General features: G+C 68.5%; 28 protein-coding genes and 1 pseudogene. 15 read left to right on the top strand and 14 right to left on the bottom strand.

The window, feature by feature from the left end; all coding sequences use genetic code 11:
• Positions 1-271, bottom strand: a pseudogene (locus tag H0U68_RS09860) (leucyl aminopeptidase); the annotation flags it as partial.
• Positions 272-310: 39 nt separating this feature from the next.
• Here H0U68_RS09860 and lptF point away from each other — a divergent pair.
• The 5 genes from lptF to H0U68_RS09885 are packed head-to-tail and all read left to right on the top strand — an operon-like array spanning position 311 to position 5049.
• Entirely contained in the window at positions 311-1414 is a 1104-nt protein-coding gene (gene lptF / locus H0U68_RS09865) for an LPS export ABC transporter permease LptF (RefSeq protein WP_296355108.1), read from the top strand.
• Positions 1411-2514 carry an LPS export ABC transporter permease LptG gene (lptG, locus tag H0U68_RS09870; RefSeq protein WP_296355062.1) on the top strand — a complete coding sequence of 368 codons (1104 nt, stop codon included), beginning with the start codon at positions 1411-1413 and terminating at the stop codon, positions 2512-2514. Before lptF ends, lptG begins: the two co-directional genes overlap by 4 nt.
• A complete protein-coding gene (locus H0U68_RS09875) occupies positions 2514-2876 on the top strand; it encodes a CbiX/SirB N-terminal domain-containing protein (protein ID WP_296355109.1) in 363 nt (120 codons plus the stop codon). The genes lptG and H0U68_RS09875 overlap by 1 nt, the downstream gene beginning before the upstream one ends.
• Positions 2877-2919: 43 nt before the next feature.
• Positions 2920-3861 (top strand): CysB family HTH-type transcriptional regulator, encoded by a 942-nt coding sequence (locus H0U68_RS09880; protein ID WP_296355064.1) that lies wholly within the window; start codon positions 2920-2922, stop codon positions 3859-3861.
• A gap of 21 nt (positions 3862-3882) precedes the next feature.
• The gene (locus H0U68_RS09885) at positions 3883-5049 is read left to right on the top strand and encodes a pyridoxal phosphate-dependent aminotransferase (protein ID WP_296355066.1); all 1167 of its coding nucleotides are present in this window, start codon (positions 3883-3885) and stop codon (positions 5047-5049) included.
• Positions 5050-5058: 9 nt separating this feature from the next.
• Here the strand turns inward: H0U68_RS09885 and H0U68_RS09890 are convergent, their stop codons facing one another.
• From H0U68_RS09890 to H0U68_RS09900, 3 genes are all read right to left on the bottom strand, one after another.
• Positions 5059-5826: a Rieske 2Fe-2S domain-containing protein gene (locus H0U68_RS09890; RefSeq protein ID WP_296355067.1), complete on the bottom strand. Its 768-nt coding sequence runs from the start codon at positions 5824-5826 to the stop codon at positions 5059-5061.
• Between the two features lie 67 nt (positions 5827-5893).
• Positions 5894-9835, bottom strand: a complete 3942-nt coding sequence (gene hrpA / locus H0U68_RS09895) for an ATP-dependent RNA helicase HrpA (protein ID WP_296355111.1) — start codon at positions 9833-9835, stop codon at positions 5894-5896.
• A gap of 60 nt (positions 9836-9895) precedes the next feature.
• Positions 9896-10189: a hypothetical protein gene (locus H0U68_RS09900; protein ID WP_296355070.1), complete on the bottom strand. Its 294-nt coding sequence runs from the start codon at positions 10187-10189 to the stop codon at positions 9896-9898.
• A gap of 101 nt (positions 10190-10290) precedes the next feature.
• On the opposite strand from H0U68_RS09900, the gene argA reads away from it, so the two are divergent.
• From argA to H0U68_RS09915, 3 genes are read left to right on the top strand one after another with little or no spacing between them, the layout of a single operon-like run.
• Positions 10291-11643, top strand: a complete 1353-nt coding sequence (gene argA, locus H0U68_RS09905; RefSeq protein ID WP_296355071.1) for an amino-acid N-acetyltransferase — start codon at positions 10291-10293, stop codon at positions 11641-11643.
• A 46-nt stretch (positions 11644-11689) separates the two neighbouring features.
• Entirely contained in the window at positions 11690-13132 is a 1443-nt protein-coding gene (locus tag H0U68_RS09910) for a fatty acid--CoA ligase family protein (RefSeq protein WP_296355073.1), read from the top strand.
• A 58-nt stretch (positions 13133-13190) separates the two neighbouring features.
• Positions 13191-13823, top strand: coding sequence for a LysE family translocator (locus tag H0U68_RS09915; RefSeq protein ID WP_296355075.1), 633 nt, complete (start codon positions 13191-13193; stop codon positions 13821-13823).
• Here H0U68_RS09915 and H0U68_RS09920 read toward each other — a convergent pair whose 3' ends face one another.
• Positions 13824-14360, bottom strand: coding sequence for a disulfide bond formation protein B (locus H0U68_RS09920; RefSeq protein ID WP_296355077.1), 537 nt, complete (start codon positions 14358-14360; stop codon positions 13824-13826). It lies immediately after the preceding gene.
• A 75-nt stretch (positions 14361-14435) separates the two neighbouring features.
• Positions 14436-15194, bottom strand: a complete 759-nt coding sequence (locus tag H0U68_RS09925; protein WP_296355079.1) for an IclR family transcriptional regulator C-terminal domain-containing protein — start codon at positions 15192-15194, stop codon at positions 14436-14438.
• Between the two features lie 119 nt (positions 15195-15313).
• Between H0U68_RS09925 and pobA the strand changes: the two genes are divergently transcribed.
• Positions 15314-16486 carry a 4-hydroxybenzoate 3-monooxygenase gene (gene pobA / locus H0U68_RS09930; RefSeq protein WP_296355081.1) on the top strand — a complete coding sequence of 391 codons (1173 nt, stop codon included), beginning with the start codon at positions 15314-15316 and terminating at the stop codon, positions 16484-16486.
• A gap of 118 nt (positions 16487-16604) precedes the next feature.
• On the opposite strand, the gene H0U68_RS09935 is transcribed toward pobA, so the two are convergent.
• A complete protein-coding gene (locus H0U68_RS09935) occupies positions 16605-17447 on the bottom strand; it encodes a MaoC family dehydratase N-terminal domain-containing protein (protein ID WP_296355084.1) in 843 nt (280 codons plus the stop codon).
• 67 nt (positions 17448-17514) lie between these two features.
• On the opposite strand from H0U68_RS09935, the gene H0U68_RS09940 reads away from it, so the two are divergent.
• The gene (locus tag H0U68_RS09940) at positions 17515-18405 is read left to right on the top strand and encodes a CoA transferase (protein ID WP_296355085.1); all 891 of its coding nucleotides are present in this window, start codon (positions 17515-17517) and stop codon (positions 18403-18405) included.
• 51 nt (positions 18406-18456) lie between these two features.
• Here the strand turns inward: H0U68_RS09940 and H0U68_RS09945 are convergent, their stop codons facing one another.
• The 4 genes from H0U68_RS09945 to H0U68_RS09960 all read right to left on the bottom strand — a co-directional run bounded on the left by H0U68_RS09945 (position 18457) and on the right by H0U68_RS09960 (position 22406).
• Entirely contained in the window at positions 18457-19383 is a 927-nt protein-coding gene (locus H0U68_RS09945; RefSeq protein WP_296355086.1) for an acyltransferase, read from the bottom strand.
• Between the two features lie 5 nt (positions 19384-19388).
• Positions 19389-21581 carry a YgiQ family radical SAM protein gene (locus H0U68_RS09950; RefSeq protein ID WP_296355089.1) on the bottom strand — a complete coding sequence of 731 codons (2193 nt, stop codon included), beginning with the start codon at positions 21579-21581 and terminating at the stop codon, positions 19389-19391.
• 47 nt (positions 21582-21628) lie between these two features.
• Positions 21629-22096: a CHRD domain-containing protein gene (locus H0U68_RS09955; RefSeq protein ID WP_296355091.1), complete on the bottom strand. Its 468-nt coding sequence runs from the start codon at positions 22094-22096 to the stop codon at positions 21629-21631.
• 109 nt (positions 22097-22205) lie between these two features.
• The gene (locus tag H0U68_RS09960) at positions 22206-22406 is read right to left on the bottom strand and encodes a hypothetical protein (protein WP_296355093.1); all 201 of its coding nucleotides are present in this window, start codon (positions 22404-22406) and stop codon (positions 22206-22208) included.
• Between the two features lie 139 nt (positions 22407-22545).
• Here H0U68_RS09960 and H0U68_RS09965 point away from each other — a divergent pair, with 139 nt between their 5' ends.
• Both H0U68_RS09965 and H0U68_RS09970 read left to right on the top strand, forming a co-directional pair.
• A complete protein-coding gene (locus H0U68_RS09965; protein WP_296355095.1) occupies positions 22546-23160 on the top strand; it encodes a DJ-1/PfpI family protein in 615 nt (204 codons plus the stop codon).
• An 18-nt stretch (positions 23161-23178) separates the two neighbouring features.
• Positions 23179-23736 carry a DUF924 family protein gene (locus tag H0U68_RS09970; protein ID WP_296355097.1) on the top strand — a complete coding sequence of 186 codons (558 nt, stop codon included), beginning with the start codon at positions 23179-23181 and terminating at the stop codon, positions 23734-23736.
• A 15-nt stretch (positions 23737-23751) separates the two neighbouring features.
• On the opposite strand, the gene H0U68_RS09975 is transcribed toward H0U68_RS09970, so the two are convergent.
• Positions 23752-24807: a response regulator gene (locus H0U68_RS09975; RefSeq protein ID WP_296355099.1), complete on the bottom strand. Its 1056-nt coding sequence runs from the start codon at positions 24805-24807 to the stop codon at positions 23752-23754.
• Between H0U68_RS09975 and H0U68_RS24375 the strand changes: the two genes are divergently transcribed.
• A complete protein-coding gene (locus H0U68_RS24375) occupies positions 24722-24898 on the top strand; it encodes a twin-arginine translocation signal domain-containing protein (protein WP_365731277.1) in 177 nt (58 codons plus the stop codon). The two genes, H0U68_RS09975 and H0U68_RS24375, sit on opposite strands and share 86 nt — an antisense overlap.
• On the opposite strand, the gene xth is transcribed toward H0U68_RS24375, so the two are convergent.
• Positions 24895-25731, bottom strand: coding sequence for an exodeoxyribonuclease III (xth, locus tag H0U68_RS09980; protein ID WP_296355100.1), 837 nt, complete (start codon positions 25729-25731; stop codon positions 24895-24897). The two genes, H0U68_RS24375 and xth, sit on opposite strands and share 4 nt — an antisense overlap.
• A 78-nt stretch (positions 25732-25809) precedes the next feature.
• On the opposite strand from xth, the gene H0U68_RS09985 reads away from it, so the two are divergent.
• Positions 25810-25959 (top strand): hypothetical protein, encoded by a 150-nt coding sequence (locus H0U68_RS09985; protein ID WP_296355102.1) that lies wholly within the window; start codon positions 25810-25812, stop codon positions 25957-25959.
• Between the two features lie 99 nt (positions 25960-26058).
• Here H0U68_RS09985 and H0U68_RS09990 read toward each other — a convergent pair whose 3' ends face one another.
• Positions 26059-26301 (bottom strand): hypothetical protein, encoded by a 243-nt coding sequence (locus tag H0U68_RS09990; protein WP_296355104.1) that lies wholly within the window; start codon positions 26299-26301, stop codon positions 26059-26061.
• Between the two features lie 91 nt (positions 26302-26392).
• On the opposite strand from H0U68_RS09990, the gene H0U68_RS09995 reads away from it, so the two are divergent.
• Positions 26393-26580 (top strand): hypothetical protein (locus H0U68_RS09995; RefSeq protein WP_296355106.1); only part of this gene is annotated, 188 nt, incomplete at its 3' end.

Below are 26580 nucleotides of genomic sequence, written 5' to 3' on the forward strand. Positions count from 1 at the left end.
CCGCTGCGGCAACCGCGGCCTGCACGCGCTTGCCCGAGCCGTCGCCCGCGCCGGCCAGCACCAGCCGCGGCGCGGCCACGCCTTCGCTGCGGTAGGAGTGCAGCAGCCGTCCGGGCTTGGTTTCCAGGTCCTTGGCGGCGAGCGCCGCGCCGACCAGTCGCGACAGCGCGTCCTTGCCGGGCTTGAACGATTCGGTCACGAGCACGACCAGAACGTCGCACTTTTCGGCGGCCGCGCCGGCCAGTTCGAGGGTCTTGAGTTCGAAGTCCATAATTCTCGTTTTTCGCGCATGGCGCGCATCTCGCAGCCGATGTTATTCCATTCGTCCCTACGCAAGGAGCTGGCCCGCAGCTTCGGTGCGACCCTGGTGGTGCTGGTCACCATCGTCATGACCATGACCCTGATCCGCACGCTCGGCCAGGCCAGCCGCGGCAGCGTGAACCCGCAGGAAGTGATGATGGTGATGGGCTACACCGTGCTCGGCTACCTGCCGCCCATCCTCACGTTGAGCCTGTTCGCGGCCATCGTCGGCACGCTGTCGCGCATGTACCGCGACAGCGAAATGGTGATCTGGTTTTCCGCCGGGCGCGGCCTGTCGGCGTTCCTGAAGCCGCTGTTCGGCTTTGCCTGGCCGGTGCTGCTGGCCATCGCGCTGCTGGCCACGGTGGCCTGGCCCTGGGCCAACCAGCAGGCGCAGGAACTGAAGGACCGCTACGGCCGCCGCGGCGACCTGGAGCGCGTGGCGCCGGGGCAGTTCCAGGAATCGCGCAGCGGCCGGCGCGTGTTCTTCCTGGACAAGGACACGCCGGACAACAAGTCGGGCAAGAACATCTTCATCTCCACCAGCGAGCACGGCAAGGAGACCGTGACCTCGGCGCGCGCCGGCCGCGTGGAGACCATGGGCGACAGCCAGTTCCTGGTGCTGTCGAACGGCCAGCGGCTGGAGACCGTGCTGGCCGACCAGACCATGAAGATCAGCGAGTTCGAGCAGTACGGCAGCCGCGTGAGCGGCAGCGCGCTGGGCGGCGCCGACGACAGCCCGAGCCGCACCCGCTCGACCCTGCGGCTGCTGCGCGAGCCGACGCCGGTGAACCAGGGCGAGCTGGCCTGGCGCCTGGGCCTGGCGCTGGCGGCTTTCAACTTCGTGATGCTCGCCGTCACGGTGTCCAGCGTCAACCCGCGCGCCGGGCGCAGCGGCAACCTGGTGTTCGCCCTGTTCGCCTTCGTCGTCTACTACAACCTGCTGAACCTGGGCCAGAGCTGGATCGGCAGCGGCCGCTCGGAGTTCGTGCGCTTCATGCTGCTGCTGCACGGCGGGGTATTCCTGGCCGGCGCGTTCTGGCTTGGCAAGCAGCACAACAACTGGCACCTGCGCACCCTCTTCGCCCGCGGCCGGCGCGGGGAGCGCGCATGAGGACCATCCGCCGGCTGATCTACAAGGAAGTCGCCCTGGCGGTGCTGTTCGTCGCCATCGGCTTCCTGGCGCTGTTCTTCTTCTTCGATTTCGTCGACGAGCTGCCCAACGTGGGCAAGGGCGTGAGCCCCTACCGGCTGACGCAGGCGCTGGTGTTCGTGGGCCTGCTGGTGCCCAGCCACCTGTACGAGCTGATGCCCATCGCGGTGCTGATCGGCACCATCTTCGTGATGGCGCGGCTTGCGCAGAGTTCGGAATACACCATTCTGCGCACCAGCGGGCTGGGGCCCTGGCGGGCGCTGCGCACGCTGCTGGTGCTGGGGCTGATGTTCACCCTGCTCACCTTCGCCGCCGGCGACTATGTGGCGCCGGTGGCGGACCGCACCGCGCAGCTGCTGAAGGCGCGGCTGGAAGGCCGCATCAGCCTGGGGCAGACCGGCGCCTGGCTGAAGGAGCGGCAGGCCTACAGCTCCTACAGCGTCAACGTCAACGCGCTCACGCCCGACGGCAACATGCAGGGCGTGCGCATCTTCGAGGCCGACTCGCGCGGCTTCCTGATCTCCATCACGCAGGCGCAGCGGGCCCGTTTCGAGGAAGGCGGCTGGCTGCTGCAGCAGGCCGAGCGGCGCGAGTTCGCCGCGCCCGGCGCCAAGGGCCAGGCGCACGTGGAGCGCACCGCATCGCCGCAGCTGCGCTGGCCGACCGACATCTCCGCGGAAATGGTGTCGGTGGCCCTGCTCAAGCCCGACCGCATGGGCACCATCGACCTGTTCCAGTACATCCGCCACCTGGAAGCCAACGGGCAGACTTCGCAGCGCTACGAAATCGAGTTCTGGCGCAAGGTGTTCTATCCGCTCAGCTGCATGGTGATGGTGGTGCTGGCCCTGCCCTTCGCCTACCTGCATTTCCGCTCCGGCGGCATCACCACCTACGTGTTCGGCGGCGTGCTGGTGGGCATCAGCTTTTTCATGCTGAACAACGTGTTCGGCTACATCGGCAACATCCGCAACTGGATGCCATGGCTGACGGCCGCTTCACCCGGCCTGATCTACACCTTCCTGTCGCTGGGCGCCTTCGGCTGGCTGGTGCTGAGGCGGTGATGGGCAGCAAGGCGATCGTCCTGTTCGGCCACGGTTCGCGCGATCCGCTGTGGCGGCTGCCGATCGAAGGCGTGGCCGCGCGCGTGGCCCAGGAGCGGCCGGATCTGCTGGTGCGCTGCGCCTACCTGGAGCTGGAACCACCCGACCTGCCGACGGCGGTGGCCGGGTTGGCGCAGGCCGGCGCCACCGACATCGCCCTGCTGCCCATGTTCCTGGGCATGGGCCGGCACGCGCGCGAAGATCTGCCCAAATTGGTCGAGGCGCTGCGGCAGCAGTATCCGCGCATCCGCTTCGACCTGCGGCCTCCGGTGGGCGAGCATCCGGACCTCGTCAGCACCCTGGTGAGGATTGCCGCGGACTGAGCCGTGCAGGCATAATGATCGCCTCCTTTAGAAGAAATCCGGCATGAACCTGCACCAGTTCCGCTTCGTCCAGGAAGCGGTGCGGCGTAACCTGAACCTGACCGAAGCCGCCAAGTCGCTGCACACCTCGCAGCCCGGCGTCTCCAAGGCGATCATCGAGCTGGAAGAGGAGCTCGGGGTTGAGATCTTCGCCCGCCACGGCAAGCGGCTCAAGCGCGTGACCGAGCCCGGCCAGCATGTGCTGAAAAGCATCGAGCTCATCATGCGCGAGGTGGGCAACCTCAAGCGCATCGGCGAGCAGTTCAGCGCCCAGGACAGCGGCACGCTGTCCATCGCCACCACCCACACCCAGGCGCGCTACGTGCTGCCGATTCCGGTGACCAAGCTGCGTGCCGCCTACCCCAAGGTCAACGTCAGCCTGCACCAGGGCTCGCCCGGCGACGTGGCGCGCATGGTGATGGACGAAGTCGCCGAGATCGGCATCGCCACCGAGTCGCTGCTGGACTTCCCGGACCTGGTCACGCTGCCCTGCTACGAGTGGGAACACGTGCTGGTGCTGCCGCCCGACCACCCGCTGGCACGCAAGGAGCGGGTGACGCTGGAGGACATCGCCGGCGAGCCGCTGATCACCTACCACCCTTCCTACACCGGCCGCACCCGCATCGACCAGGCCTTCGCGCAGCGCAAGCTGCAGCCGCGCATCGCGCTGGAGGCGATCGACTCGGACGTCATCAAGACCTATGTGCGCCTGGGGCTGGGCATCGGCATCGTGGCCGAAATGGCCGTGCGCGACGACCCCAACACCGACCTGGTGGCGCGGCCGCTGGGCGCGCTGCTCGGGACCAACCTCGCGCGGGTGGCCTTCAAGCGCGGCGCCTACCTGCGCCACTTCGTCTTCCGCTTCGCCGAACTGCTGTCCGACCGGCTGGACCGCAACCTGATCGCCAAGGCGATGGCCGGCGGCGGCACCGACTACGACATGTGAGCCCGCCGCGGGCCTGAGACCATGAGCACGACCACCGAACGCACGCCCGTCCTGCAGACCAAGCTGCCCGCCGTGGGCACCACCATCTTTTCCGTGATGTCGGCCCTGGCCGCCGAAAAAGGCGCGGTCAACCTGGGCCAGGGCTTCCCGGACTTCGACTGCGACCCGATGCTGGTGCAGGCGGTGACGGCCGCCATGACAAAGGGCTTGAACCAGTACCCGCCGATGGCCGGCGTGCCGGCGCTGCGCGAGGCCATCTCCGCCAAGATGCAAGCCATGTACGGGCGGACCTACGATCCGTACAGCGAGCTCACCATCACCGCAGGTGCCACGCAGGCCATCATCACCGCCATCCTGGCGGTGGTGCGCCCGGGCGACGAGGTGATCGTGCTGGAGCCGTGCTACGACAGCTACGTGCCCAACATCGAGCTGGCCGGAGGCACCGTGGTGCGCGTGCCGCTCACACCGCGCACCTTCCGGCCCGACTTCGACCGGATCGCCGCCGCCATCACGCCGCGCACCCGCGCCATCCTGGTCAACACGCCGCACAACCCGAGCGCCACCGTCTGGTCGAAGCAAGACATGCTGCGCCTGCAGGAGCTGCTGGCGCCCACCGAGGTGCTGGTGATCGCCGACGAGGTGTACGAGCACATGGTGTTCGACGGCCAGCCGCACCAGAGCGTGGCGCGCTTTCCGGCACTGGCGGCGCGCTCCTTCATCGTCTCCAGCTTCGGCAAGACCTACCACGTCACCGGCTGGAAGGTCGGCTACGTGGCCGCGCCCGCTTCGCTGATGGCCGAATTCCGCAAGGTGCACCAGTTCAACGTGTTCACCGTCAACACGCCGGTGCAGCACGGCCTGGCGGCGCACATGGCCGATGCATCGCTGTACCTGCAGCTGCCGCAGTTCTACCAGCGCAAGCGCGACCTGTTTCGCACCGGCCTGGCGCGCACCCGCTTCAAACTGCTGCCCAGCGAGGGCAGCTTCTTCCAGTGCGTGGACATCTCGGACGTGAGCGAGCTCCCCGAGGAAGATTTCTGCAAGTGGCTCACCAGCGAGATCGGCGTCGCCGCGATTCCGCTGTCGGCCTTCTACGGCAACGGCTTCGACCAGCGCGTGGTGCGCTTTTGCTTCGCCAAAAAGGAAGACACGCTCAACCAGGCGCTGCAGCGGCTCGCCAGGCTCTGAGGCCCGCGCTCAGCATTGGATGGCGTTGCGGCAAAAGTTGTCGAGTTCGCGCACGACTGCTTGCCCCGTCACGGCGTTCTTCGCCTTCGGCCCGGCGTCCAGGCCGAGTTTCACCTCGTACTTCAGGAAGAACGCGTCGAACAGCTCGCTGCCGAGCGTGCCGTAGGCGGTGAGCGTGTCGGCCTTGGTTTCGTACGCGAGCAGCACGGCGCACAACGGCTGCGGCGCCGGACCGGACAGCACCTCGGCCCCGCGCGAGGGATCGTACTGGCTGTGCTCCGCGCAGCAGTGGATCAGGTTGTCCTGCACGCCGCGCTGCGCCCGCGTCTTGCGAAAGCTGATGAAGCTCACCTCGCGCGTCGGGTACGCCAACTGGTGGGTGCAGATCGCGCTGAAGGCGACCACGCTGCGCTTGGCGCCCACCCCGCCGGGCCACGCATAGGCTTCGCGGCTGCGCGTGCTGAGCGTCTGGGGTGACGCGGGCTTGCCCAGGTCCAGCAGGAACACCGGCGTGGCTTCGTAGGGGTAGTGGAAGACGTAGTTGGTCTGCGGCTTGAGCGCGCCGGCCCGCAGCGGCTGGCCTTGCTCGTCCACCAGCAGCACGCGGGCATAGGCCTTGGGGTTGGCGTGCGCCCCGAGCGCGGAGGCCGCCGTCAGCGCAGGCACGCAGGCCGCGGCCTTGATGCCACATGATTCGATGAAACTGCGTCGATCCAAAAGGAATGCCTCGCCGGGGTAGGTGCAGCGCACGGTACCCAAGCCCATCCATGCTGTCATTCGGCTTTTCACCGCAACCCAAAGTTGCGTATGAGTAGGAAGGGCCTCATGCAAGCCTTGCGAACGATCAGCTGTTGAGCTGGCTCCAGAGCTTGTCGATGCGCTTGACGCTCACCGGCTGCGGCGTTTTCAGCTCCTGCGCGAAGAAGCTCACGCGCAGCTCTTCCAGCAGCCAGCGCAGGTCTTCCATGCGCTCGTCCACCGCGCCCTTGCGCTCGGCCACCAGGCGCCAGTAGCGCTGCTCCTGCGGTTTGAGCTCGATCAGCCGCGCCGCGTCGCGCGCGGCATCGGTGCGCAGCTTGTCCAGCCGCAGGGTGATCGCCTTCAGGTAGCGCGGCAAGTGCTGCAGTCGCGGCCAGTGCGTCGCGGCCAGGAAGCGCTTGGGCGCCAGGCGCTGCAGCTGCTGCACGGCGTCGGCGGTCGCCTCCGAATGGTTCCTGGTGTCCTTGATCTTGCGCGCGGCGGCGGCGTAGTCGACCAAGATGGTCGAGGCCAGGCGCGCCACCTCGTTGGCAATGAGCGTGAGCCGCCCGCGCCCTTCATCCACCCGCTTTTTGAAGGCGGCTTCGTTCGCCGGCAGCGGGTCGAGCAGGAAGGCGCGGTCCAGCGCCACCTCGATGATCTGCTCGCGCAGCTCCTCCTGCGTGCCCAGCGGCATGTAGGCCACCGCCATCTTCTGCAGGTCGGGGATGTTCTTTTCCAGGTACTTGAGCGCGTCCTTCAGCTGCAGCGCGAAGAGGCGCCGCAGGCCGGCGCGGTGCTTCGCCGCCGCCACATCGGGCTCGTCGAACACCTCGATCGCCACCGCATCGTTCTGGTCGATCAGCGCCGGAAAGCCGATCAGGCTGGTGCCGCCCTTGCGGATCTCCATCAGCTCGGGGAGCTCGCCGAAGGTCCAGGCGGTGTAGCGCTGGTCGGGGGTGGTGGCGGCGCCAGATTGCGTGGCACCCCTCACCCCTGCCCTCTCCCCGGAGGGGAGAGGGAGTCTTGCATTTCCTCCCTCTCCCGCCTGCGGGAGAGGGCCGGGGTGAGGGCTCTCCCTGCCCTTCACCCCCGCCAGCGCCTGGAACGCACCGCGTGCCTGCGCCCCCAGCTCCGCCTTCAGCGCGCCGAGGTTGCGCCCCATGCCCAGCTGCCGCCCGTGCTCGTCGACCACGCGGAAATTCATGAACAGGTGCGCCGGCACCATGTCCAGCTTGAAGTCGGTGCGCTTCACATCCAGGCTGGTGGCGTCGCGCACCTGCTTGAGCATGGCGTCGGTCAGGGACCCGCGCGTCCACTGTTCCGGTTCGCTCAGCTGGCTGGCCAGGCGCAGCGCCGACTCCGGCAGCGGCACGAAGCGCGAGCGGGGCTTTTGCGGCAGGCTTTTCAGCAGCGCCTGGATCTTGTCCTTCAGCATGCCGGGCACCAGCCATTCGGCGCGCTCCTCGCTCACCTGGTTCAGCACGAAGATCGGCACCGTCACGGTCAGCCCGTCGCGCGCGTCGCCCGGTTCGTGCAGGTAGGTCACGGAGCAGTCCACGCCGCCCAGCTTCAGCGTCTTGGGGAATGTGTCTGTCGTGATGCCGGAGGCCTCGTGGCGCATCAGCTCGTCGCGCGAGAGTTTCAGCAGCAGCGGGTTGGCGCGGCTGCCGTCCCGGTACCAGCGCTCGAAGGTGGCGCCGCCGTACACGTCCTTGGGGATCTGCTGGTCGTAGTAGGCGTAGATCAGCTCCTCGTCCACCAGCACGTCCTGCCGGCGCGCCTTGTGTTCCAGCTCCTGCACCTGCTTGACCAGTTTCAGGTTGGCGGCCAGGAACGGCAGCTTGGTTTCCCACAGCCCGGCGACCAGGCCTTCGCGGATGAAAATCTCGCGCGCGCCCGGCAGGTCGGCCCGCGCGAACGGCACGCGCCGCCCGCTGTAGACCACCAGGCCGTACAGCGTGGCGCGCTCCAGTGCCATCACCTCGGCGGCCTTCTTTTCCCAGTGCGGGTCGAGCAGCTGCTTTTTCAGCAGATGTTCCGCGACCTCCTCGATCCACTGCGGCTCGATGTTGGCGATGCCGCGGCCGAACAGCCGTGTGGTCTCCACCAGCTCGGCGCACACCACCCAGCGGCCGGGCCGCTTTTTCAGGTGCGCGCCCGGGTGGCGGTAGAACTTGATGCCGCGCGCGCCGAGGTACACCTCCTCGTCTTCCAGCTTCGTGCCGATGTTGCCGAGCAGCCCCGCCAGCATGGACTTGTGCAGCGCCTCGTAGCCGGCCGGCTGCGTGTTCAGCCGCCACTTGTGCTCGGCCGCCACGGCATGCAGCTGCGTGTGGATGTCGCGCCATTCGCGCACCCGGCGCACATTGACAAAGCTCTGGCGCAGCAGCTGTTCGTACTGGCGGTTGGAGAGCTTGTGTCTGGGCCCTTCGACAAGCTCAGGGTGAGCGGGGTGCGTGCCCGGGCGAACGGAGTGGGTGCCCGCGGCCTCCGTTCGGGCTGAGCCTGTCGAAGCCCCGCCCCGCGCTTCATCCAGCCAGTTCCACAGCCGCAGGTACCCCGAGAACTCGCTCTTCTCGTCGTCGAACTTCGCGTGCTGCTGGTCGGCCTGGGCTTGCATCTCCATCGGGCGGTCGCGCACGTCCTGCACCGACAGCGCCGACGCGATCACCAGCACCTCGTGCAGAGCGCCGCGCTCGCGCGCCTCGATGATCATGCGGCCGACGCGCGGATCCAGCGGCAGCCGCGCCAGTTCGTGGCCCGTGGGCGTGAGCTCGTTGTCGTCGTTCACCGCGCCCAGTTCGGCCAGCAGCTGGTAGCCGTCGGCGATGGCGCGGCGCGACGGCGGGTCGATGAACGGGAACTCCTCCACCGTGCCCAGGCGCAGCGACTTCATGCGCAGGATCACGCCGGCCAGCGACGAGCGCAGCACCTCGGGGTCGGTGAAGCGCGGACGCCCGGCGAAATCCTTCTCGTCGTACAGGCGGATGCAGATGCCGTTGGCCACGCGCCCGCAGCGCCCGGCCCGCTGGTTGGCCGCGGCCTGGCTGACGGACTCGACCAGCAGCTGCTCCACCTTGCTGCGAAAGCTGTAGCGCTTCACGCGCGCCGTGCCGGCATCCACCACGTAGCGGATGCCCGGTACGGTGAGCGAGGTTTCCGCCACGTTGGTGGCCAGCACGATGCGCCGGTCCGGGTGCGCGTCGAACACGCGGTCCTGCTCGGCCTGCGACAGCCGCGCGAACAGCGGCACCACCTCGGCATTGCGCTTGAGCACGTCGTGCGACAGGTGCTTGCGCAGATGGTCCGCGGCCTCGCGGATCTCGCGCTCGCCCGGCAGGAACACCAGGATGTCGCCAGCCGCGTTGCCGGCCCAGAGTTCGTCCACCGCGTCGGCGATGGCCTCGTTCAGGCCGTAGTCGCGCGACTCCTCGAACGGGTGCCAGCGCTGCTCCACCGGGAACATGCGGCCCGACACGTACAGCACCGGCGCCGGTCCCTTGGCCGAGGCGAAGTGCTGGGCAAAGCGCTCGGCGTCGATGGTGGCCGAGGTGACGACCACCTTCAGGTCGGGCCGGCGCGGCAGCAGCTGGCGCAGGTAGCCCAGCAGGAAGTCGATGTTGAGGCTGCGCTCGTGCGCCTCATCGATGATCAGCGTGTCGTAGGCCGACAGCAGCGGGTCGGATTGGGTCTCGGCCAGCAGGATGCCGTCGGTCATCAGCTTGACCGAGGCGCCGCGCGACAGCCGGTCGGTGAAGCGCACCTTGTAGCCCACCACTTCGCCCAGCGGCGTTTTCAGCTCCTCGGCGATGCGCTTGGCCACGCTCGACGCGGCGATGCGGCGCGGCTGGGTGTGGCCGATCATCTTGCCGCGGCCGTCCGGGGCGTTGAGCTTGCCGCGCCCCATGGCGAGCGCGATCTTCGGCAGCTGCGTGGTCTTGCCCGAGCCGGTTTCGCCGCAGACGATCACCACCTGGTGCGCCGCCATCGCGGCCATGATCTCCTCGCGCCGGCCAGAGACCGGCAACGCTTCGGGAAAGGTGATGTTCAGCAAGGCAGGATCAGGCACCGGATGCGGGGGGCAAAGCCCGTGATTATCGGTGCTCTACACCGTGGCCTGCGCCGGCAGCTCCGCGATCTCGCCGGCCGCCTGGTCGTACCAGGCCAGGCGGCTGGGATAAGTCCAGGCGGTGCGCGCCATGTCGCGCGCCGTCGCCACCGCCTGCGAGGGCCGCACCCGCGTGCTGGCGGCCAGCACGCCGACACCGGCCTCGGCCACCCAGGCGGTGCCGCCGGTGTCCAGGTCGGCCACCTTGCGGCTGGTGCTGAGCGACACGGGGCGCACCAGCCGCTCGTGCACCTGGCGCGCTAGGTGCACCAGGCGCTGCAGGTCGCGCACCTCGGAAACCGGCGGCCAGCGTGTCCATGGCGCGACGATAACGGAAAGTCCGGGGCCCTCCCTCCTCCCTTAAACTCGGGCGCACCTCTTTCACCGCCCGCATGTCCGCAGTCTTCAACTTCACTTTCGTGCCCTGGTTCCGCTCGGTGGCGCCCTACATCCACATGCACCGGGGCAAGACCTTCGTGGTGGCCGTGGCGGGCGAGGCCATCGCGGCCGGCAAGCTGCAGCACATCGCGCAGGACATTGCGCTGATCCAGAGCATGGGCGTCAAGGTCGTGCTGGTGCACGGCTTTCGCCCGCAGGTCAACGAGCAGCTGCAGGCCAAGGGCCACCAGGCGCGCTATTCGCACGGCATGCGCATCACCGACGGGGTGGCGCTGGACTGCGCGCAGGAAGCCGCCGGCCAGCTGCGCTACGAGATCGAGGCGGCGTTCAGCCAGGGCCTGCCCAACACGCCCATGGCCGGCTCGAAGATGCGCGTGATCTCGGGCAACTTCATCACCGCGCGGCCGGTCGGCATCGTCGACGGCGTGGACTTCCAGCACTCGGGCCTGGTGCGCAAGATCGACGTGGCCGGCATCGTGCGCAGCCTGGAGTTCGGCGCCATGGTGCTGATCTCGCCGTTCGGCTTCTCGCCCACCGGCGAAGCCTTCAACCTCACGATGGAAGAAGTCGCCACCAGCGTGGCGATCGCGCTGCAGGCCGACAAGCTGGTGTTCCTGACGGAGATCCCCGGCATCCGCGCGAAGCCGCAGGAGCCCGAGGGCGAGGACAACCCGATCGACACCGAGCTGCCGCTGGACGCCGCCGAGCGCCTGCTGGCCACCCTGCCCAGCCCGCAGCATCCGGTGGACACCGCGTTCTACCTGCAGCACTGCGTGAAGGCCTGCAAGGCCGGCGTGGAGCGCAGCCACATCATCCCGTTCGCCACCGACGGATCGCTGCTGCTGGAGGTGTACGTGCACGACGGCATCGGCACCATGGTGATCGACGAGAAGCTGGAGGAGCTGCGCGAAGCCACCGCCGACGACGTGGCCGGCATCATCCAGCTGATCGAACCGTTCGAGCGCGACGGCACCCTGGTCAAGCGCGACCGCACCGAGATCGAGCGCGACGTCGCCAACTACAGCATCATCGAGCACGACGGCGTGATCTTCGCCTGCGCCGCGCTCTACCCCTACCCGGAAGGCAGGACCGGCGAGATGGCGGCGCTGACCGCGTCGCCGCAAAGCCAGGGCCAGGGCGACGGCGAAAAAATCCTCAAGCGCATCGAACAGCGCGCCCGCGGCATGGGGCTGGACAGCATCTTCGTGCTCACCACCCGCACCATGCACTGGTTCCTCAAACGGGGCTTCGTGCAGGTCGACCCCGACTGGCTGCCCGAGGCGCGCAAGCGCAAGTACAACTGGGACCGGCGCAGCATGGTGTTCGTGAAGAAGCTGGTACCTTGAAATCTCCGACCTCCTTCTTGCCGCGTTTCGCCGGCGGGCACCACCCATGAATTTGATCGACGCAATCCGCCACCACGCCCGGGTGCGGCCCTATGACGTGGCCGTCATCCACGCGACGGGCGCGGTGAACTACCTGCAACTGGCCCACATCGTGACTGCGCTGTCCGCACGCCTGCGCTCCGAGGGCCTCGCGCCCGGCATGACCACCGCGCTGTTCCTGCGCGAGCCCTTCATGCACCTGTCGCTGATGCTGGCGGCCATGGCCACGGGCGTTGCCTCCACGTCAGCGCCCGCGGACCTCCAGCCGGTCCCGCCCGGCCTGAAGATCGATGCCCTGCTGGCCGACAGCGCGCTGCCGTTCGTGCCCGGCGCGCGCGTGATCGAGGTGAGTGCCGGCTGGATCGGCGACATGGCGTCCCCGCAAGGCACGCTGCTGCCCGCGGCGCAGGGTTTCCAGAATCCGCAGGCGATGCAGCGCTATTTCACTTCCTCGGGCACCACCGGAGCACCCAAGATCATGGGCTTCACGGGCAGTGCGCTGGAAAGCCTGGCGATCCACTCGCTGATGCTGCAGCCGATCAGCCAGGGACCCGCCGTGTCGGCCATGGGGCTGGGCACCATCGGTGGCTACGGGATCATGCAATCGGCCCTGTGGCACGGCACGACGCTGGTGCAGGCGATGCAGTCGCAGACGATCCTGCGCGCCCTCAGCTTGTACGGCGTACGCACGCTGCGCCTGTCGCCGCAACAGTTGCAGGGGCTGCTGGACCTGGTGGCCGGCCGGCCGATGCACTTCGCGAACCTGGAACGCATCGAGATCGGCGGCGCGGCCATCCCGAACACCCTGCTGCTGACGGCGCGCACCGTCCTGTGCCCCAACGTCATGGGCGTGTACGGCTCCACCGAGGCCGGCCTGGTGGCGCAGGCGCCCGGTGCGCTGCTGCACGCACATCCTGACGCAGCCGGCTACGTCATGCCGGGCGTGGACGTGCGCATCGTGGACGACGCCGGCGTGCCGCTGGGGTTCGACGCCGAAGGCCTCGTGCAGATCCGCACGCCGCACATGGTGCAAGGCTACCTCGGCGACGACGACGCCACAGCCGCGGCGTTCCGCGACGGCTGGTTCGTTCCGGGCGACCTGGGTCTTCTGCGCGCCGACGGACTGCTGCTGTTGCGCGGCCGCATGGACGAGATAATCAATCTCGGCGGCGTCAAAATCAATCCCGCGACAGTTGACGACTTCCTGCTCAGGCAGCCCGGTGTGCGCGAGGCCGCCACCTTCGCGCGCCGGCAACCCGGCCGCCCGGACGAGATCTGGGCAGCGGTGGTGCCCGGCCCCGCCTTCGATGCGGCCGCGCTGCTGGACGCGGCGCGTGCGCGCCTGCAATCGCGGGCACCCGCGCGCATCGTGCAGGTGGCGCAAATCCCGCGCAACGCCATGGGCAAGGCGCTGCGCCAGCAGCTGTCCAGCGAAGCGGCGGCGGCCTGAGCCGGCCACAATTTCGTTCAAGCGCGCCGGCGCGCATGCCGGCACAATCCGCGGCACCATGAACACCACCACCTTGCTGCTGTTTTCCCTGGTCGCCTTCGTCTCGATCGCCACGCCCGGGCCCACCGTGCTGCTGGCGCTGGCAAACGGCTCGCGCTACGGGCTGCGCCGTTCCGTGCCGGGCATGTTCGGCGCGCTGGTGTCGGACTTCGTGCTGGTGGGCGCGGTGGCGCTGGGGCTGGGCGCCCTGCTCGCCGCCTCCGAATTCTGGTTCAGCGTGCTCAAGTACGTGGGCGCGGCCTACCTGGCCTGGCTGGGCATTCGCATGCTGCGTTCCAAGGGCGGCTTCGAGATGCCGGGCGTCAGCGGCGACGCGCCGCCCGCAGGCGGCCGCGCCATCTTCATGAAGTCGTTCCTGGTGGCGGTCACCAACCCCAAGGGCTACCTGTTCTGCTCGGCGCTGCTGCCGCAGTTCATCGACCCCGCCGCGCCGCAGCTGCCGCAATACCTCAGCATCGCCGTCGTGTTCGCGCTGCTGGATTTCGCGGTGATGTTCGGCTATGCGCTGGCCGGCGCGCGCGCGGCGCAACTGCTCAGGAAGGCGGCCGCCCGCTGGATCGACCGCGTCTGCGGCGGCGCGCTGCTGGCGCTGGCCGGCTCGCTGCTGCTGTGGCGGCGCAACTCGGCCTGATCAGGCCCGTGCCGTGCCCGCAATGTCCAGGCGCGGGCCGCGCAGCGCGCGCATGGCGAGCAGCAGCCCGGCGACGGCGAAGGCGCAGAACGCCAGGAACGACCAGTTGGCGATGGACAGGCCGAGGAAAGTCCAGTCGATCTTGGTGCAGTCGCCGCTGCCGCGGAAGATCATGGGAATGGCGCGCTTGAGCGGGAAGTTCTCGATCATTCCGTAGAAGTCGCGCCCGCAGGACACGATCTCGGGCGGATGCCACTGCAGCCAGCTTTGCCGCGCTGCGACGAAGCCGCCGAACAGCGCCGTCACCAGCATCGCCACGCCGGCCGCACCATGCGCGCCGCGCCGGCCGCCGGCGGCACCCAGCGCCGCGATGACCGCGACGCCGATCAGGGCGTAGCGCTGCACGATGCACATCGGGCACGGCTCCAGGCCCACCACGTGCTGCAGGTACAGGCCGAACGCCAGCATGGCCACGCAGACGACTGCGATTGCCCCCAGCACGCGCCGCGGCGCGGCATCCAACCAGCTCAAAACCATTTCTTCTCCAAGATTCTTGCCACAGGAATTGTCGTGGGTTTGGCAAACTCTGCCGTCCGAAGTTCCCGGCACGCGCTACAGCAGCGGCCGCAGCTCGCGCGCGGCGTCCAGCAGCAGGGGCAGGAAGTCGCGCTCCATCGTGCGCGCGTCCACCCGGTGCGCCGCCGCCGCCACGTTGAGCGCCGCCACTGTGTGGCCCTGCATGTTGCGAAGCGGCACCGCCAGCGCGCCGACGCCCAGCTCGTGTTCCTCGCTGGCGAAGCAGTGGTCGCGCGTGCGCACCTGCTCGATCAGCGCGCGGAACTTCGCCGGATCGACCGTGGTGTGCGCCGTCAGCCGCGGCAGCGCGCGGCCCTTCATCCAGGCGTTGAACGCGCTCTTGCTCTGCGCGGCCAGCAGCACGCGGCCGGTGGAGGTGGCGTGGGCCGGAAGCCGCGCGCCCAGGTGCAGCCCGTAGGCCAGCACGCGGGTGGAGCCGCTGCGCGCGACGATCACGCCCTGGTCGCCGTCGAGCACCACGGCGGAAAACGACTCGGCCGTCTGCGCCGCCAGGCGGTTCAGCGTGGGCTGCGCCACGCGCGGCAGCCGCGCCGACGCCAGGTAGCTGCCGGAAAAGCGCAGCACCTTGGGCGACAGCCAGAAATAGCTGCCGTCGGTTTCCAGGTAGCCCAGGTGCGCCAGCGTCAGCATGTGCCGGCGGGCAGCGGCGCGCGTGATGCCGGCACGCTGCGATGCCAGCGTGGCGTTCAGGCGCTGCCGCTCGGTGTCGAAGCTCTCCAGCACGGCCAGGCCCTTGGCCATGCCGGCAATGAAATCCGCGGGAGCGATGGTCATGGTGGGCAGGCGCTTGCGCGGTGATCGCGCAAGCCTCGCGATCATCGCACACAGCCGTGCGCGCGGCCTTCGCGCGGCGCGCCGGCGCTCTTAAGCTGGTGCCAAGGAGACTCGACATCATGCGCACCCAGGTCGCCATCGTCGGCGCCGGCCCCTCGGGCCTGCTGCTCGGACAGCTGCTGCACAAGGCCGGCATCGACACCGTCATCGTGGAACGCCAGAGCGGCGACTACGTGCTCGGCCGCATCCGCGCCGGCATCCTGGAGCAGGTCAGCATCGACCTGATGGACGAGGCCGGCGTGGGCGCGCGCATGCACCGCGAAGGCATCGTGCACGGCGGCATCGACCTGCTGTTCAAGGGCGAGCGCCACCGCATCGACATCCACGCGCTGACCGGCGGCAAGAACGTGATGGTCTACGGCCAGACAGAGCTGACGCGCGACCTGATGGAGGCGCGCGCTGCCGAGGGCCTGCCCACGGTGTACGAGGCCGCCAATGTGCAGGTGCACGGCTTCGACACCGAGACGCCGCGCGTGACCTACGAGAAGGACGGCACCACGCACACCATCGACTGCGATTTCATCGCCGGCTGCGACGGCTTCCACGGCGTGTGCCGCGCCAGCGTGCCGCGCACGGCGCTGCACGAATACGAGAAGGTCTACCCCTTCGGCTGGCTGGGGCTGCTGTCGGACACGCCGCCGGTGCACGACGAGTTGATCTACGCGAACAGCTCGCGCGGCTTCGCGCTGTGCTCGATGCGCAGCCACACGCGCAGCCGCTACTACCTGCAGGTGCCGCTGACGGAGAAGGTGGAGAACTGGTCCGACGATGCGTTCTGGGACGAGCTGCGCCAGCGCCTGGACCCCGCGGCGCGCCAGGTGCTGGTGACCGGCGCGAGCATCGAAAAGAGCATCGCGCCGCTGCGCAGCTTCGTCGCCGAGCCCATGCGCTTCGGCCGCATGTTCCTGGCCGGCGACGCGGCGCACATCGTGCCGCCCACCGGCGCCAAGGGCCTGAACCTGGCCGCTACGGACGTGAAGTACCTGTCAGGCGCGCTGATCGAGCACTACGCCGAGCGCAGCGACAGCGCGCTGGACACGTACTCCGACCGCTGCCTGCGCCGCGTATGGAAAGCCGAACGGTTTTCGTGGTGGTTCACCAGCCTCATGCACCGCTTTCCGGACGAAGGCGAGATCGCGCAGAAGCTGCAGGAAGCAGAGCTGGATTACCTGGTGCACAGCGAAGCGGGGTCCAAAACGATTGCGGAGAACTACGTGGGTCTGCCGCTGTAGGGCCGCCCCCGTTCGCCCTGAGCTTGTCGAAGGGCATTCACGGGCTGGGCTTCGACAAGCTCAGCCCGAACGGTGGACAGCTCAATCCGAACGGTGATTCGAGATCGGCCGATCGCCTTCAACGAAACTCCATATGCGCTGCCATCGCTTTGTCTCCGGCATGGTCCCGGATCCACAGCTCGCATGCATCCGCCCCATCCAGCTTGCCGCACACGTCGAACGGATGCAGATCGAACACCGGCTTGAGCGCACGGAATGAAAACCGTGCGGCGGTGCGGCCGGCGAATTTGCGCATCGCCAGACCCGCGAGCAGCGTCGCCATCAGCGGCCCGTGCACGATCAGGCCCGGATAACCCTCCACCTGCGTCACGTAGCGCCGGTCGTAGTGGATGCGGTGGCCGTTGAAGGTGAGCGCGGAATAGCGGAACAGCAGCACGTCGTCGGGCACAACGGTCTGCGTGAACTCGCCTTCGGGCGCGGCCGCGTACTGCGGCACGGCTGCACCCGCCGCCGGCGCGTCGCGGTAGACGATGTCGTGGAACTCGCGCAGCGCCAGCCCCTGCGGACCACTCACCTCATGGCGCACGCGCACGAAGCACAGCGTGCCGGTGCGTCCGGTCTTCACCTCCACGTCGTCGATGGTGGAGGTGCGGCGGATCGCGTCGCCCACCCGCAGCGGCGCGAAGAATTCCAGCTGGCCACCGGCCCACATGCGGCGCGGCAGCGGCACCGGCGGCAGGAAGCCGCCACGCCGCGGATGGCCGTCGTCGCCGATCTCCGACTGCCGCGCGCCGGGCAGGAAGTACAGCCAGTGCCACAGCGGCGGCACTTCGGCCGCCGTGTCGTCGGGCGGCAGGTCCATCAGCGCGCGCATCAGGCGCAGCGGCGTGGCCGCCACGGTGTCGTCCAGGGTTTCGCTGCGGCCGGTCCAGGCCTGCAGCGCGTCGAGATTCGCGTCCATTGAGTGCTTGCCGTTGGCAGGAAAGTTGTCTGCTAGTCTTGCACAAACCCTGCGCGCGACATCCGCCATGCCTGCTTCCACCCCCGTGCTCCACGGCATCCGCATCCTCAGCCTCGCCCTCAACCTGCCCGGCCCCGCCGCGCTGATGCGCTGCCGCCGCATGGGCGCCGCGTGCGTCAAGTTCGAGCCGCCCGCCGGCGACCCGATGGCCTGGTACAGCCCCGCCGCGTACGAGGAACTGAGCGAAGGCGTGCAGGTGAAGCAGGTGGACCTGAAGACCGAGGCCGGCCAGAAGGCGCTGCACGCACAGCTGGCGAGGACCGACGTGCTGCTCACCTCGTTCCGTCCCTCGGCCGTCAGCAAGCTGGGCCTGGGCTGGAAGGAGCTGCACACGCGCCATCCGGAACTCAGCCACGTGGCCATCGTCGGCGCGCCGGGCGCGCGGGCCGAGGAGCCGGGGCACGACCTCACCTACCTTGCCGACAACGGGCTGGTACCGGGCCTGGAACTGCCGGCCACGCTGTATGCCGACATGGGCGGCTCGCTGATGGCGAGCGAGGCCATCCTGCAAGCCGCGCTGCGCCGGCTGGAGCGCTATGCCGGCACCGGCGAGACGCACCCGCAGGGCGTGTACACCGAAGTCGCGCTGTCGGAGGCAGCCAGCTACCTGGCCATGCCGCGCCGCTGGGGCATCACGCAGCCCGCCGGCGCGGTGGGCGGCGCGCACGCGGGCTACAGGGTGTATCCGTGCAAGGACGGGCGCGTGGCCATCGCCGCGCTGGAGCCGCATTTCGCCACGGCGCTGTGCGCCGCTGCGGGCATCGAGGCCAGTAACGCGAAAGCGATGTTCGCCCCCTCGACGCACGAGGCGGTTGCGCGCTTTCTCGCCGCGATGACGCGCGAGCAGCTGGACCGCCTGGCGGTGGAGAAAGACCTGCCGCTGCACACGATGGCGTGAGCGGCATGAGAAGCAGCCCAGCTCGCGTCCGGGCTAGACAGGAAATCGCCGCTAGGCTGACGCTGCGGAACGTTCAGGCGCCGGTTCCCGAGTGCCGCCTTCGCCCAGCAACGCGCCGATCTGCTGGTCCTTGTCCTCCCACAGCGCGCCCAGCCAGGCCTGGAAGCGAATGCGGAAGTTCGGGTCCACGGTGTAGTCGGCCGCGCCGAACTCCGGCGGAATGGGCAACTGGCGGATGCGCACCACAATGCGCGGCGCCTTGCCGCACAGGAACTGCCAGAAGTCGGGCGCGCCCGCCGGGTAGACGATGGTCACGTCCACCAGCGACTGGAACTTGCCGCCCATGGCGTTGAGCGCCAGCGCCAGAGCGCCGGCCTTGGGCTTCAGCAGATGCCGGTACGGCGAACCCTGGTGCCGGTGCTTGGCCGCGGTGAAGCGCGTGCCTTCGGCGAAGTTCATCACGCTGGTGGGTACCAGCGCGAATTTTTCGCAGGCGCGGCGCGCGGTTTCCAGGTCCTGCGCGCGCTTTTCGGGATTCTTGCGCAGCGATGCCTTGTCGTGCCGCCGCATGAACGCGAAGTCCAGCGCCCACCAGGCCAGGCCAATCACCGGTACGTAGATCAACTGCTGCTTGAGAAAGAACTTCAGCATCGGGATGCGGCGGTTCAGCAGGTGCTGCAGCACGAAGATGTCGGCCCAGGACTGGTGGTTGCAATTCACCAAATACCAGCCGTCGTAGCGCAGTTCGTCCACGCCCTGCACGTCCCATTGCGTGCGCTGCGTAAGGCGCATCCAGCCGCTGTTGCAGGCGATCCACGCGGTGGCGATGGCGTTGAGCACCACGTCCACGCGCTTGCGCACCGGCACGAACGGCAGCACCAGCTTCACCACCGCCATGGCCAGCAGCAGCGTGCACCAGAACAGCGTGTTGACCGCCAGCAGAAAAGACGCGATGACGCCCCGCAGGAACGATGGCATAAAAGCTATCGCGCCTTGCGCGGCGGCAGGCCGGTGTGTTGCGTCAGCAGGCGGCCCTTTTGCGGCTGGCCGGGCGTCGAGTTCTTGCGGCGCGGGCTGGCATAGCTGCCGTCCATCACCGGCTGGAAGGTGGGGATCAGGTGGTGCTTGCCGTTGCCGATCAGGTCGGCGCGGCCCATCGCCTTCAGCGCGTCGCGCAGCACCGGCCAGTTGTTGGGGTCGTGGTAGCGCAGGAAGGCCTTGTGCAGGCGGCGGCGCCGGTCGCCCTTGACCACGTCCACCGGCTCGCTGGCGCGGCCGATCTTGCGCAGCGGGTTGCGGCCCGAGTGGTACATGGCGGTGGCCGTGGCCATCGGGCTCGGGTAGAAGGTCTGCACCTGGTCGGCGCGAAAGCCATTGCGCTTCAACCACAGCGCCAGATTCATCATGTCCTCGTCGCTGGTGCCGGGGTGCGCCGCGATGAAGTACGGAATGAGGTACTGCTCCTTGCCCGCTTCCTTCGAGTATTTCTCGAACATCTGCTTGAAGCGGTCATAGGTGCCGATGCCCGGCTTCATCATCTTCGACAGCGGGCCGCCCTCGGTGTGCTCGGGCGCGATCTTGAGGTAGCCGCCCACGTGGTGCTGCACCAGCTCCTTCACGTACTCGGGTGATTCCACCGCCAGGTCGTAGCGCAGGCCCGAGCCGATCAGGATCTTCTTCACGCCCTTCAAGGCGCGGGCTCGGCGGTACAGCTTTACCAGCGGCGCGTGGTCGGTGTTCAGGTTCTGGCAGATGCCGGGATACACGCAGCTCGGCTTGCGGCAGGCCGCCTCGATCTCCGGGCTCTTGCAGCCGATGCGGTACATGTTGGCCGTGGGTCCGCCCAGATCCGACACCACGCCGGTGAAGCCCTTGACCTTGTCGCGGATCTCCTCGACCTCGCGGATGATGGAGTCCTCGCTGCGGCTCTGGATGATGCGGCCCTCGTGCTCGGTGATCGAGCAGAAGGTGCAGCCGCCGAAGCAGCCGCGCATGATGTTCACCGAGAAGCGGATCATCTCCCACGCGGGAATCTTCGCCTCCCCGTACGCCGGGTGCGGCGCCCTCGCATACGGCAATCCGAACACGTAGTCCATCTCCGCGGTGGTCAGCGGGATCGGCGGCGGGTTCAGCCACACGTCGCGCACGCCGTGCGCCTGCACCAGCGCGCGCGCGTTGCCGGGATTGGTTTCCAGGTGCAGCACGCGGTTGGCATGGGCGTAGAGCACCGGGTCGGACTTCACCGCGTCATAGGCCGGCAGGCGGATCACGCTGCGGTCACGCGGCGGGACCTTGAGCTTGGCCTTGAGGGCGGGGTTGGCCAGGAAGCTGACGGGCTGCGTGCCCTCTTCCTTCATGCAGGTCTCGCCCTGCGCCTTGGCCTGCTCGGAAATCGTCATGTACGGATTGACGATCTCGTCGACGCGGCCGGGCATGTCGACTTGAGTGGAGTCGATCTCGAACCAGTCTTCGGGCGCACTGCGCCGCATGAAGGCCGTGCCGCGCACGTCTGTGATGTTCTCCACCGGCTCGCGCGCGGCTAGTCGGTGCGCGATTTCCACAATGGCACGCTCGGCATTGCCGTACAGCAGGATGTCGCACTTGGCGTCCAGGACGATGCTGTGGCGCACCTTGTCCGACCAGTAGTCGTAGTGCGCGATGCGCCGCAGGCTGCCTTCGATGCCGCCCAGCACGATCGGCACGTCCTTGAACGCCTCGCGGCAGCGCTGGCTGTAGACGATGGCCGCACGGTCGGGCCGCTTGCCGGCCACATCGCCCGGCGTGTAGGCGTCGTCGCTGCGCACCTTGCGGTCCGCCGTGTAGCGGTTGATCATCGAATCCATGTTGCCGGCGGTCACGCCCCAGAACAGGTTCGGCTTGCCCAGCGCCTTGAACGGCTCGGCGCTCTGCCAGTCGGGCTGCGCGATGATGCCGACACGGAACCCCTGCGCCTCCAGGGCGCGGCCGATCACCGCCATGCCGAAGCTGGGATGGTCCACATAGGCGTCGCCCGTGACCAGCACGATGTCGCAGCTGTCCCAGCCGAGCTTGTCCATCTCGGCCCTGCTCATGGGCAGGAACGGCGCAGGGCCGAAGCGATGCGCCCAGAACTTGCGGTAGCTGGTGATCGGCTTGGCGGCGCGCTGGAAAAAGGAGACGTCGAGAGGTGCGTTCATGTAGGGCCGGATCAGACCCGGCCCTGCATTCTAAGTTCCGCCTGGTTTCAGTGCCGCACGCGCAGCTGGCCCCGCACTTCCCCGTTGGGATATTTGGCCGTGTGCAGGTTCACGTACCACAGGCCCGACATCAGCTCGTTGGCCTGCTGCGGCGAGAGCTTGGCTTCGCCCTGCAGCGGTACGGCATTGAGGTTCCCGGCGAACGGGACCTGCACGCCGGCGTTCTGCCCCGGCCCCGCAGGCCCGTGGATGTGGCCGGCGGTGACCGGGCCGCTCAGGCCCGCGTGGGCAATCTTCCAGCGCGCGATGGAGGTCTTTTCGTTGAACTGAAGCTCCACCTGGCCGCTGCCGGCGGTCGCCGCGGGGGGCACCTCCTGCGCGCCCTCGAGCTTCGCGTCGTAGAACTCGCTGCGCGGTGAGGTGCCGCCGAACTGGCCGCATCCGGCCAATCCCAGGCCGGTGCCCAGCAGCACGGTGGCCGCCAGGGTACGAAAGAAGGTGGCACGGTCGATCATCGGCTACTCCTGCTGCATTGAAACAAGCCGATCATTGCCAGGCGGCTGAGCCAAACGCGTAGGACGCGGCAGTCCGCACGCGTGGGAAGCTTCCCGGTTCAGCCGCAGCTCAGCGGTCCTGCTTGGGCGCCGGCTTGGCCTGTGCGCCGGGCACGCCCGCCGTGAAGTCGGTTGCAGTCACGTCGTTGCCGACCTCGGGTTCGGGCATGGCGTGCTCGCCCAAGGTCTTGTTGCCCAGGCCATCGGCATTGCCGTGGTCTTCGTTGCCGCCGCCCTGAGGGCCGGGCCCGATGCTGGTGTTGCTGGTCATAGCTGTATATCCTTGTCGCAGCACTGTGGCAGCGCGCGCGGGGCCGGTCGGTAGGCGCACGGCGCAGCCCCCGCGGGCTGTGCGCCTACACCACCGCCGAGCGCCGAACCCTACCGTGCGCAGACAGGGAGTCAACACAATGCGCGAACCACCGCAACATCTTCTGGGCGGCCTCACCGTCGCCATCCTCGCCGCCAACGGTTTCGAACAAGCCGAGCTGACCGGCCCGCGCGAAGCGCTGCAGGCACAGGGCGTGGAAACCCGGCTGCTGTCGCTTGCCACGGGCCGCATCCAGGGCCTGCGCTACGAGCAGGCTGCCGACGACTTCGACGTGGACATGGCGCTCGACAAGGCCGATCCCGAGGCCTACGACGCCGTGCTCCTGCCCGGCGGCCGCCAGAACGCCGACCGATTGCGCGCCAGCCCGGTGGCGCAGGCCTTCGTGAAAGCGATGGACGCGGACGGCAAGCCCATCGGCGCGCTGTGCCACGGCGTGACGCTGCTGCTGGCCGCTGGCCTGGCGCACGGCCGCCGCATCACCGGTCCTTCCACGCTGCGTGACGAGGTCGGCACCGCGGGCGGGCAGTGGCTGGACGAAGCCATCGTAGTCGACGGCAACTGGGTCTGCAGCCGCAAGCCGTCGGACGTGGCCACCTTCAACGAACACCTGCTGCAGCTGCTGGCCTCGCGCCGCAAGAAGACCATGGTCGGCACGGCCGACGATCTTCCCAGCAGCATGGGCGAGGACGGCTGAGCCGGCACAATCCGGCGCATGCAATCCGCGACGCAAGCCCTTCCCTCCGCCCGCGAGGTGGTCGATTTCTGGCGCGCCGCCGGCCGCGAACGCTGGTTCCGCAAGGACGAGGCCTTCGATGCCGATTTCCGCAACCGCTTCCTGGCCGCGCACGAAGCCGCGGCCGGCGGCGCGCTGGACGGCTGGGGCGGCAGCGCCGAAGGCAGCCTGGCGCTGCTGATCCTGCTGGACCAGTTTCCGCGCAACGCCTTCCGCGGCACGGCCCGCATGTACGCAACCGATCCGAAAGCCCGCGAGGTCGCGCGCGCGGCGGTGGCACAGGGCCACCACACGGCGGTCGATCCGGAGCTGCAGGGCTTTTTCTGCCTGCCGTTCACGCATTCGGAAGATTCGGCCGACCACGCGCGCAGCGTGGAGCTCTCCCGCACGCTGGACGAGGACACGCGCCGGTTCACCTTGCACCACCGCGACCTGGTCCAGCGCTTCGGGCGCTTTCCGCACCGCAATGCGCTGCTGGGGCGCGCCACCACGGTGGAGGAGCAGCGCTTCCTCGACGAAGGCGGCTTCAGCGGCTGAAGCGCCGCGCCCCGTTCAGTGGCTCCAGCCCAGCCCGGCGAAGGTGCTCATGTCGGTTACCGGCATCGGGGTGATGCAGGCCTGCGCGATGTCGGAGTCGTGGAACTCCTCGGTCACCAAGCAGTTCGTGATGTCGCCCTGGATGTCGTTTTGCACCAGCAGGTAGGTCTGCGGCGAAATCATGATGCTGCCGGTGGCGGCCGTGCCCGCCACCTTGGCCACCGCTTCCACCACCGGGCCGAGCACCACCTGGTGCTCGAAGCCTTCGCTGCGGAAATGGGCCAGCACCGCGTCGCCGCTGTGCACGCCGATGTGCATGCGCAGCTCGACGGCGCTTCGCTGCAGGTCCATGGCGGCACGCACGCAGGCGATCGGGCTCTCGAAGAAGGCCACCGTGGCGCCGAACACGAAGCGGTCGAACTCGCCCAGGTGGCGCGTCACCAGCCACTCCACTTCGGCGGTGAAGCTGTCGCAGTCGCGCTCGCTCCAGGCGTCCAGCGGCGGCGTCTCGGCCAGCATCAGCGTGAGATTCTTTTCCTCGAAGCGAATCGACGGCAGGTCTTCCCCATGGAACAGCCGCTGCCACGCTTCGGGCGAGAGCTGGCGCGCCATCTTCTCCGAGAGTTCTTCCATGCGCCGCGTGTGCAGCGTCCTGCGCACATGCGCCTCCACGCGGTCGATCACCTGCTGCGGGTCCACCGGCTTGGTGAGGTAGTCGATCGCGCCCAGGTCGCGCCCGAGCCGCTCGTCGTGCTGCGAGGCCAGCGCCGTCACGAAGATCACCGGGATGTGCGCCGTGGGCGGGTGCTGGCGGATGCGGCGCAGCACCTCGTAGCCGTCCATGTCCGGCATCATGATGTCCAGCAGCACCATGTCGGGCGGGCTTTCCGACATGGCCTCGCGCAACGCGTCCTTGCCCGAGGGCGCCTGCACGATCTCGTAGCGGTCCTCCAGCAGGCCGTTCATCAGGAACAGGTTGTCCGGCATGTCGTCGACCACCAGCAGGCGCGGCTTCCTGGGTGCTGGCACGGCTGCGGGTACGGCGCTGGGCGGGCTTGTGCGGTATTGCATCTCGGGTCCCCTCGGTTGTGTCCGGAATGGTGACCTGATGAAACCATGCCGCGCACCGCCGTGCGCTAGGCAAAACGGCAGGGGCCTCTAGGGAATTTGCCTAGCGGAACGCGCCGGCGTTTTCCGGGCCGGTGCCTTCTTCTTCAGGCGCGCGAGGTCGAGCGTCACCCAGGTCGGCGCGTGGTCGCTCGCCTTGGTCTCGCCGCGCACCCACCTGTCCACGCCCGACGCCACCAGGCAGGGCGCGAGCGGACGATTGAGCAGCAGGTGGTCGATGCGCAGGCCGGAGTTGTGCTCCCAGTGCTGGCGGAAATAGTCCCAGAACGTGAACACCGCTTCGTCGGGATGCTGGTGGCGCAGCGCATCCACCCAGCCCTGCGCCAGCAGGCGCTCCCAGCAGGCGCGGCTTTCGGGCTGCAGCAGCGCGTCTTTTTTCCAGGAGCGCGGGTTGTAGATGTCGAAATCGGTCGGCACCACGTTGAAGTCGCCGCACATCAGCACCGGATGGCCGCTGCCGTAGAGGCCATCGGCATGCGTGATCAGCCGCTCGAACCAGGCCAGCTTGTACGCGAACTTCGGGCCCGGCTGCGGGTTGCCGTTAGGCAGGTACAGGCAGGCCACCACCAGCCCGTTGACCGCGGCTTCGAGGTAGCGGCTCTGGTCGTCCGACGGGTCGCCCGGCAACTCGTTGCGCACCGGCACCGGATCGGTCCCGCGCGCCAGGATCGCCACGCCGTTCCACGAGCGCTGCCCCTTCCACAGCGCGCCGTAGCCCGCCTCTTCCAGCTGCGCCCGCGGAAAGCTGCCGTCTTCGGCTTTCAGCTCCTGCAGGCAGGCCACGTCGGGCTGCTCGCGGGCCAGCCAAGCCAGCAGGTTGGGCAGGCGGGACTTGATGCCGTTGACGTTGTAGGTGGCGATCTTCATGCCAGCGGCCTCATCCTACAGAGTGCCGGGATGCGGCGGCGTAGATTGAACGCATCCCAACCCGCAAAGGAGTTCCGCATGCCCTCTCCCCTTGGCAAGACGAAGAAGACCGGCGACGTGCATCTGCCCGACGTGGAATCCGATCTGCCGCTGCAGGAAGACATTGGCGCCGGAGAGAGCAGCGACGAAGCCCGCCCGGCCGCGGCATCAACCAAGCCGGCCTGCTGAAGGACAAGGACGCCGAAACCGGCAACAGCGACGGCAACACCCGCGATTCCGCCGAGCGCCCGCGCTGACGCCGAGACGGCAGCGCAACGGTGCCGGGACTCAGCCACCGCTGGGCTTTTTGCGCAGCCGCTTGCGGCTGAAGGTTTCAGCACCGCCGCTGCCGCCGCCATCCGGAAAATCGTGCGCGACCAAGAGGTCGGGCTGGCGGGGCAGTGGCGCCTCCACGATGGTGCTGGCGCTGTTCTCGCAGTGGTCCGGCGTGACCGGCACCGACTGCGTCGGCGCATCGCCGCTCTTGGCGCGGCTGGGACTGTTGGCATCCCTGCCCTTGTTCAATGTCATGCAGCCAGCTTAGGCGGCGCTGCACGGCCGCGGTGTCGGACGAATCCGCGACCGGTCCAGAACTGTCGTGCCCGTTGAAGCTCCAATTCGCATGCCACCTGCGCCTTCCCTGTCCATCGCCCTGTCCTGCCTGCTTCTGCCGCTGGCATGCGCCGCCTACGGCCAGCATGAGGATCCATTGAAGTCGCCGGCCTGCGGCGACGCCTTGCAGCAGCTGCAGGCCGCGCACGAGATGCCGGACGCGGGCGCCGCGCGCGTGGAAAGCCTGCGGCGCGCGGC

This window comes from Ramlibacter sp. (assembly GCF_013697775.1).
Classification (GTDB): domain Bacteria; phylum Pseudomonadota; class Gammaproteobacteria; order Burkholderiales; family Burkholderiaceae_C; genus Ramlibacter.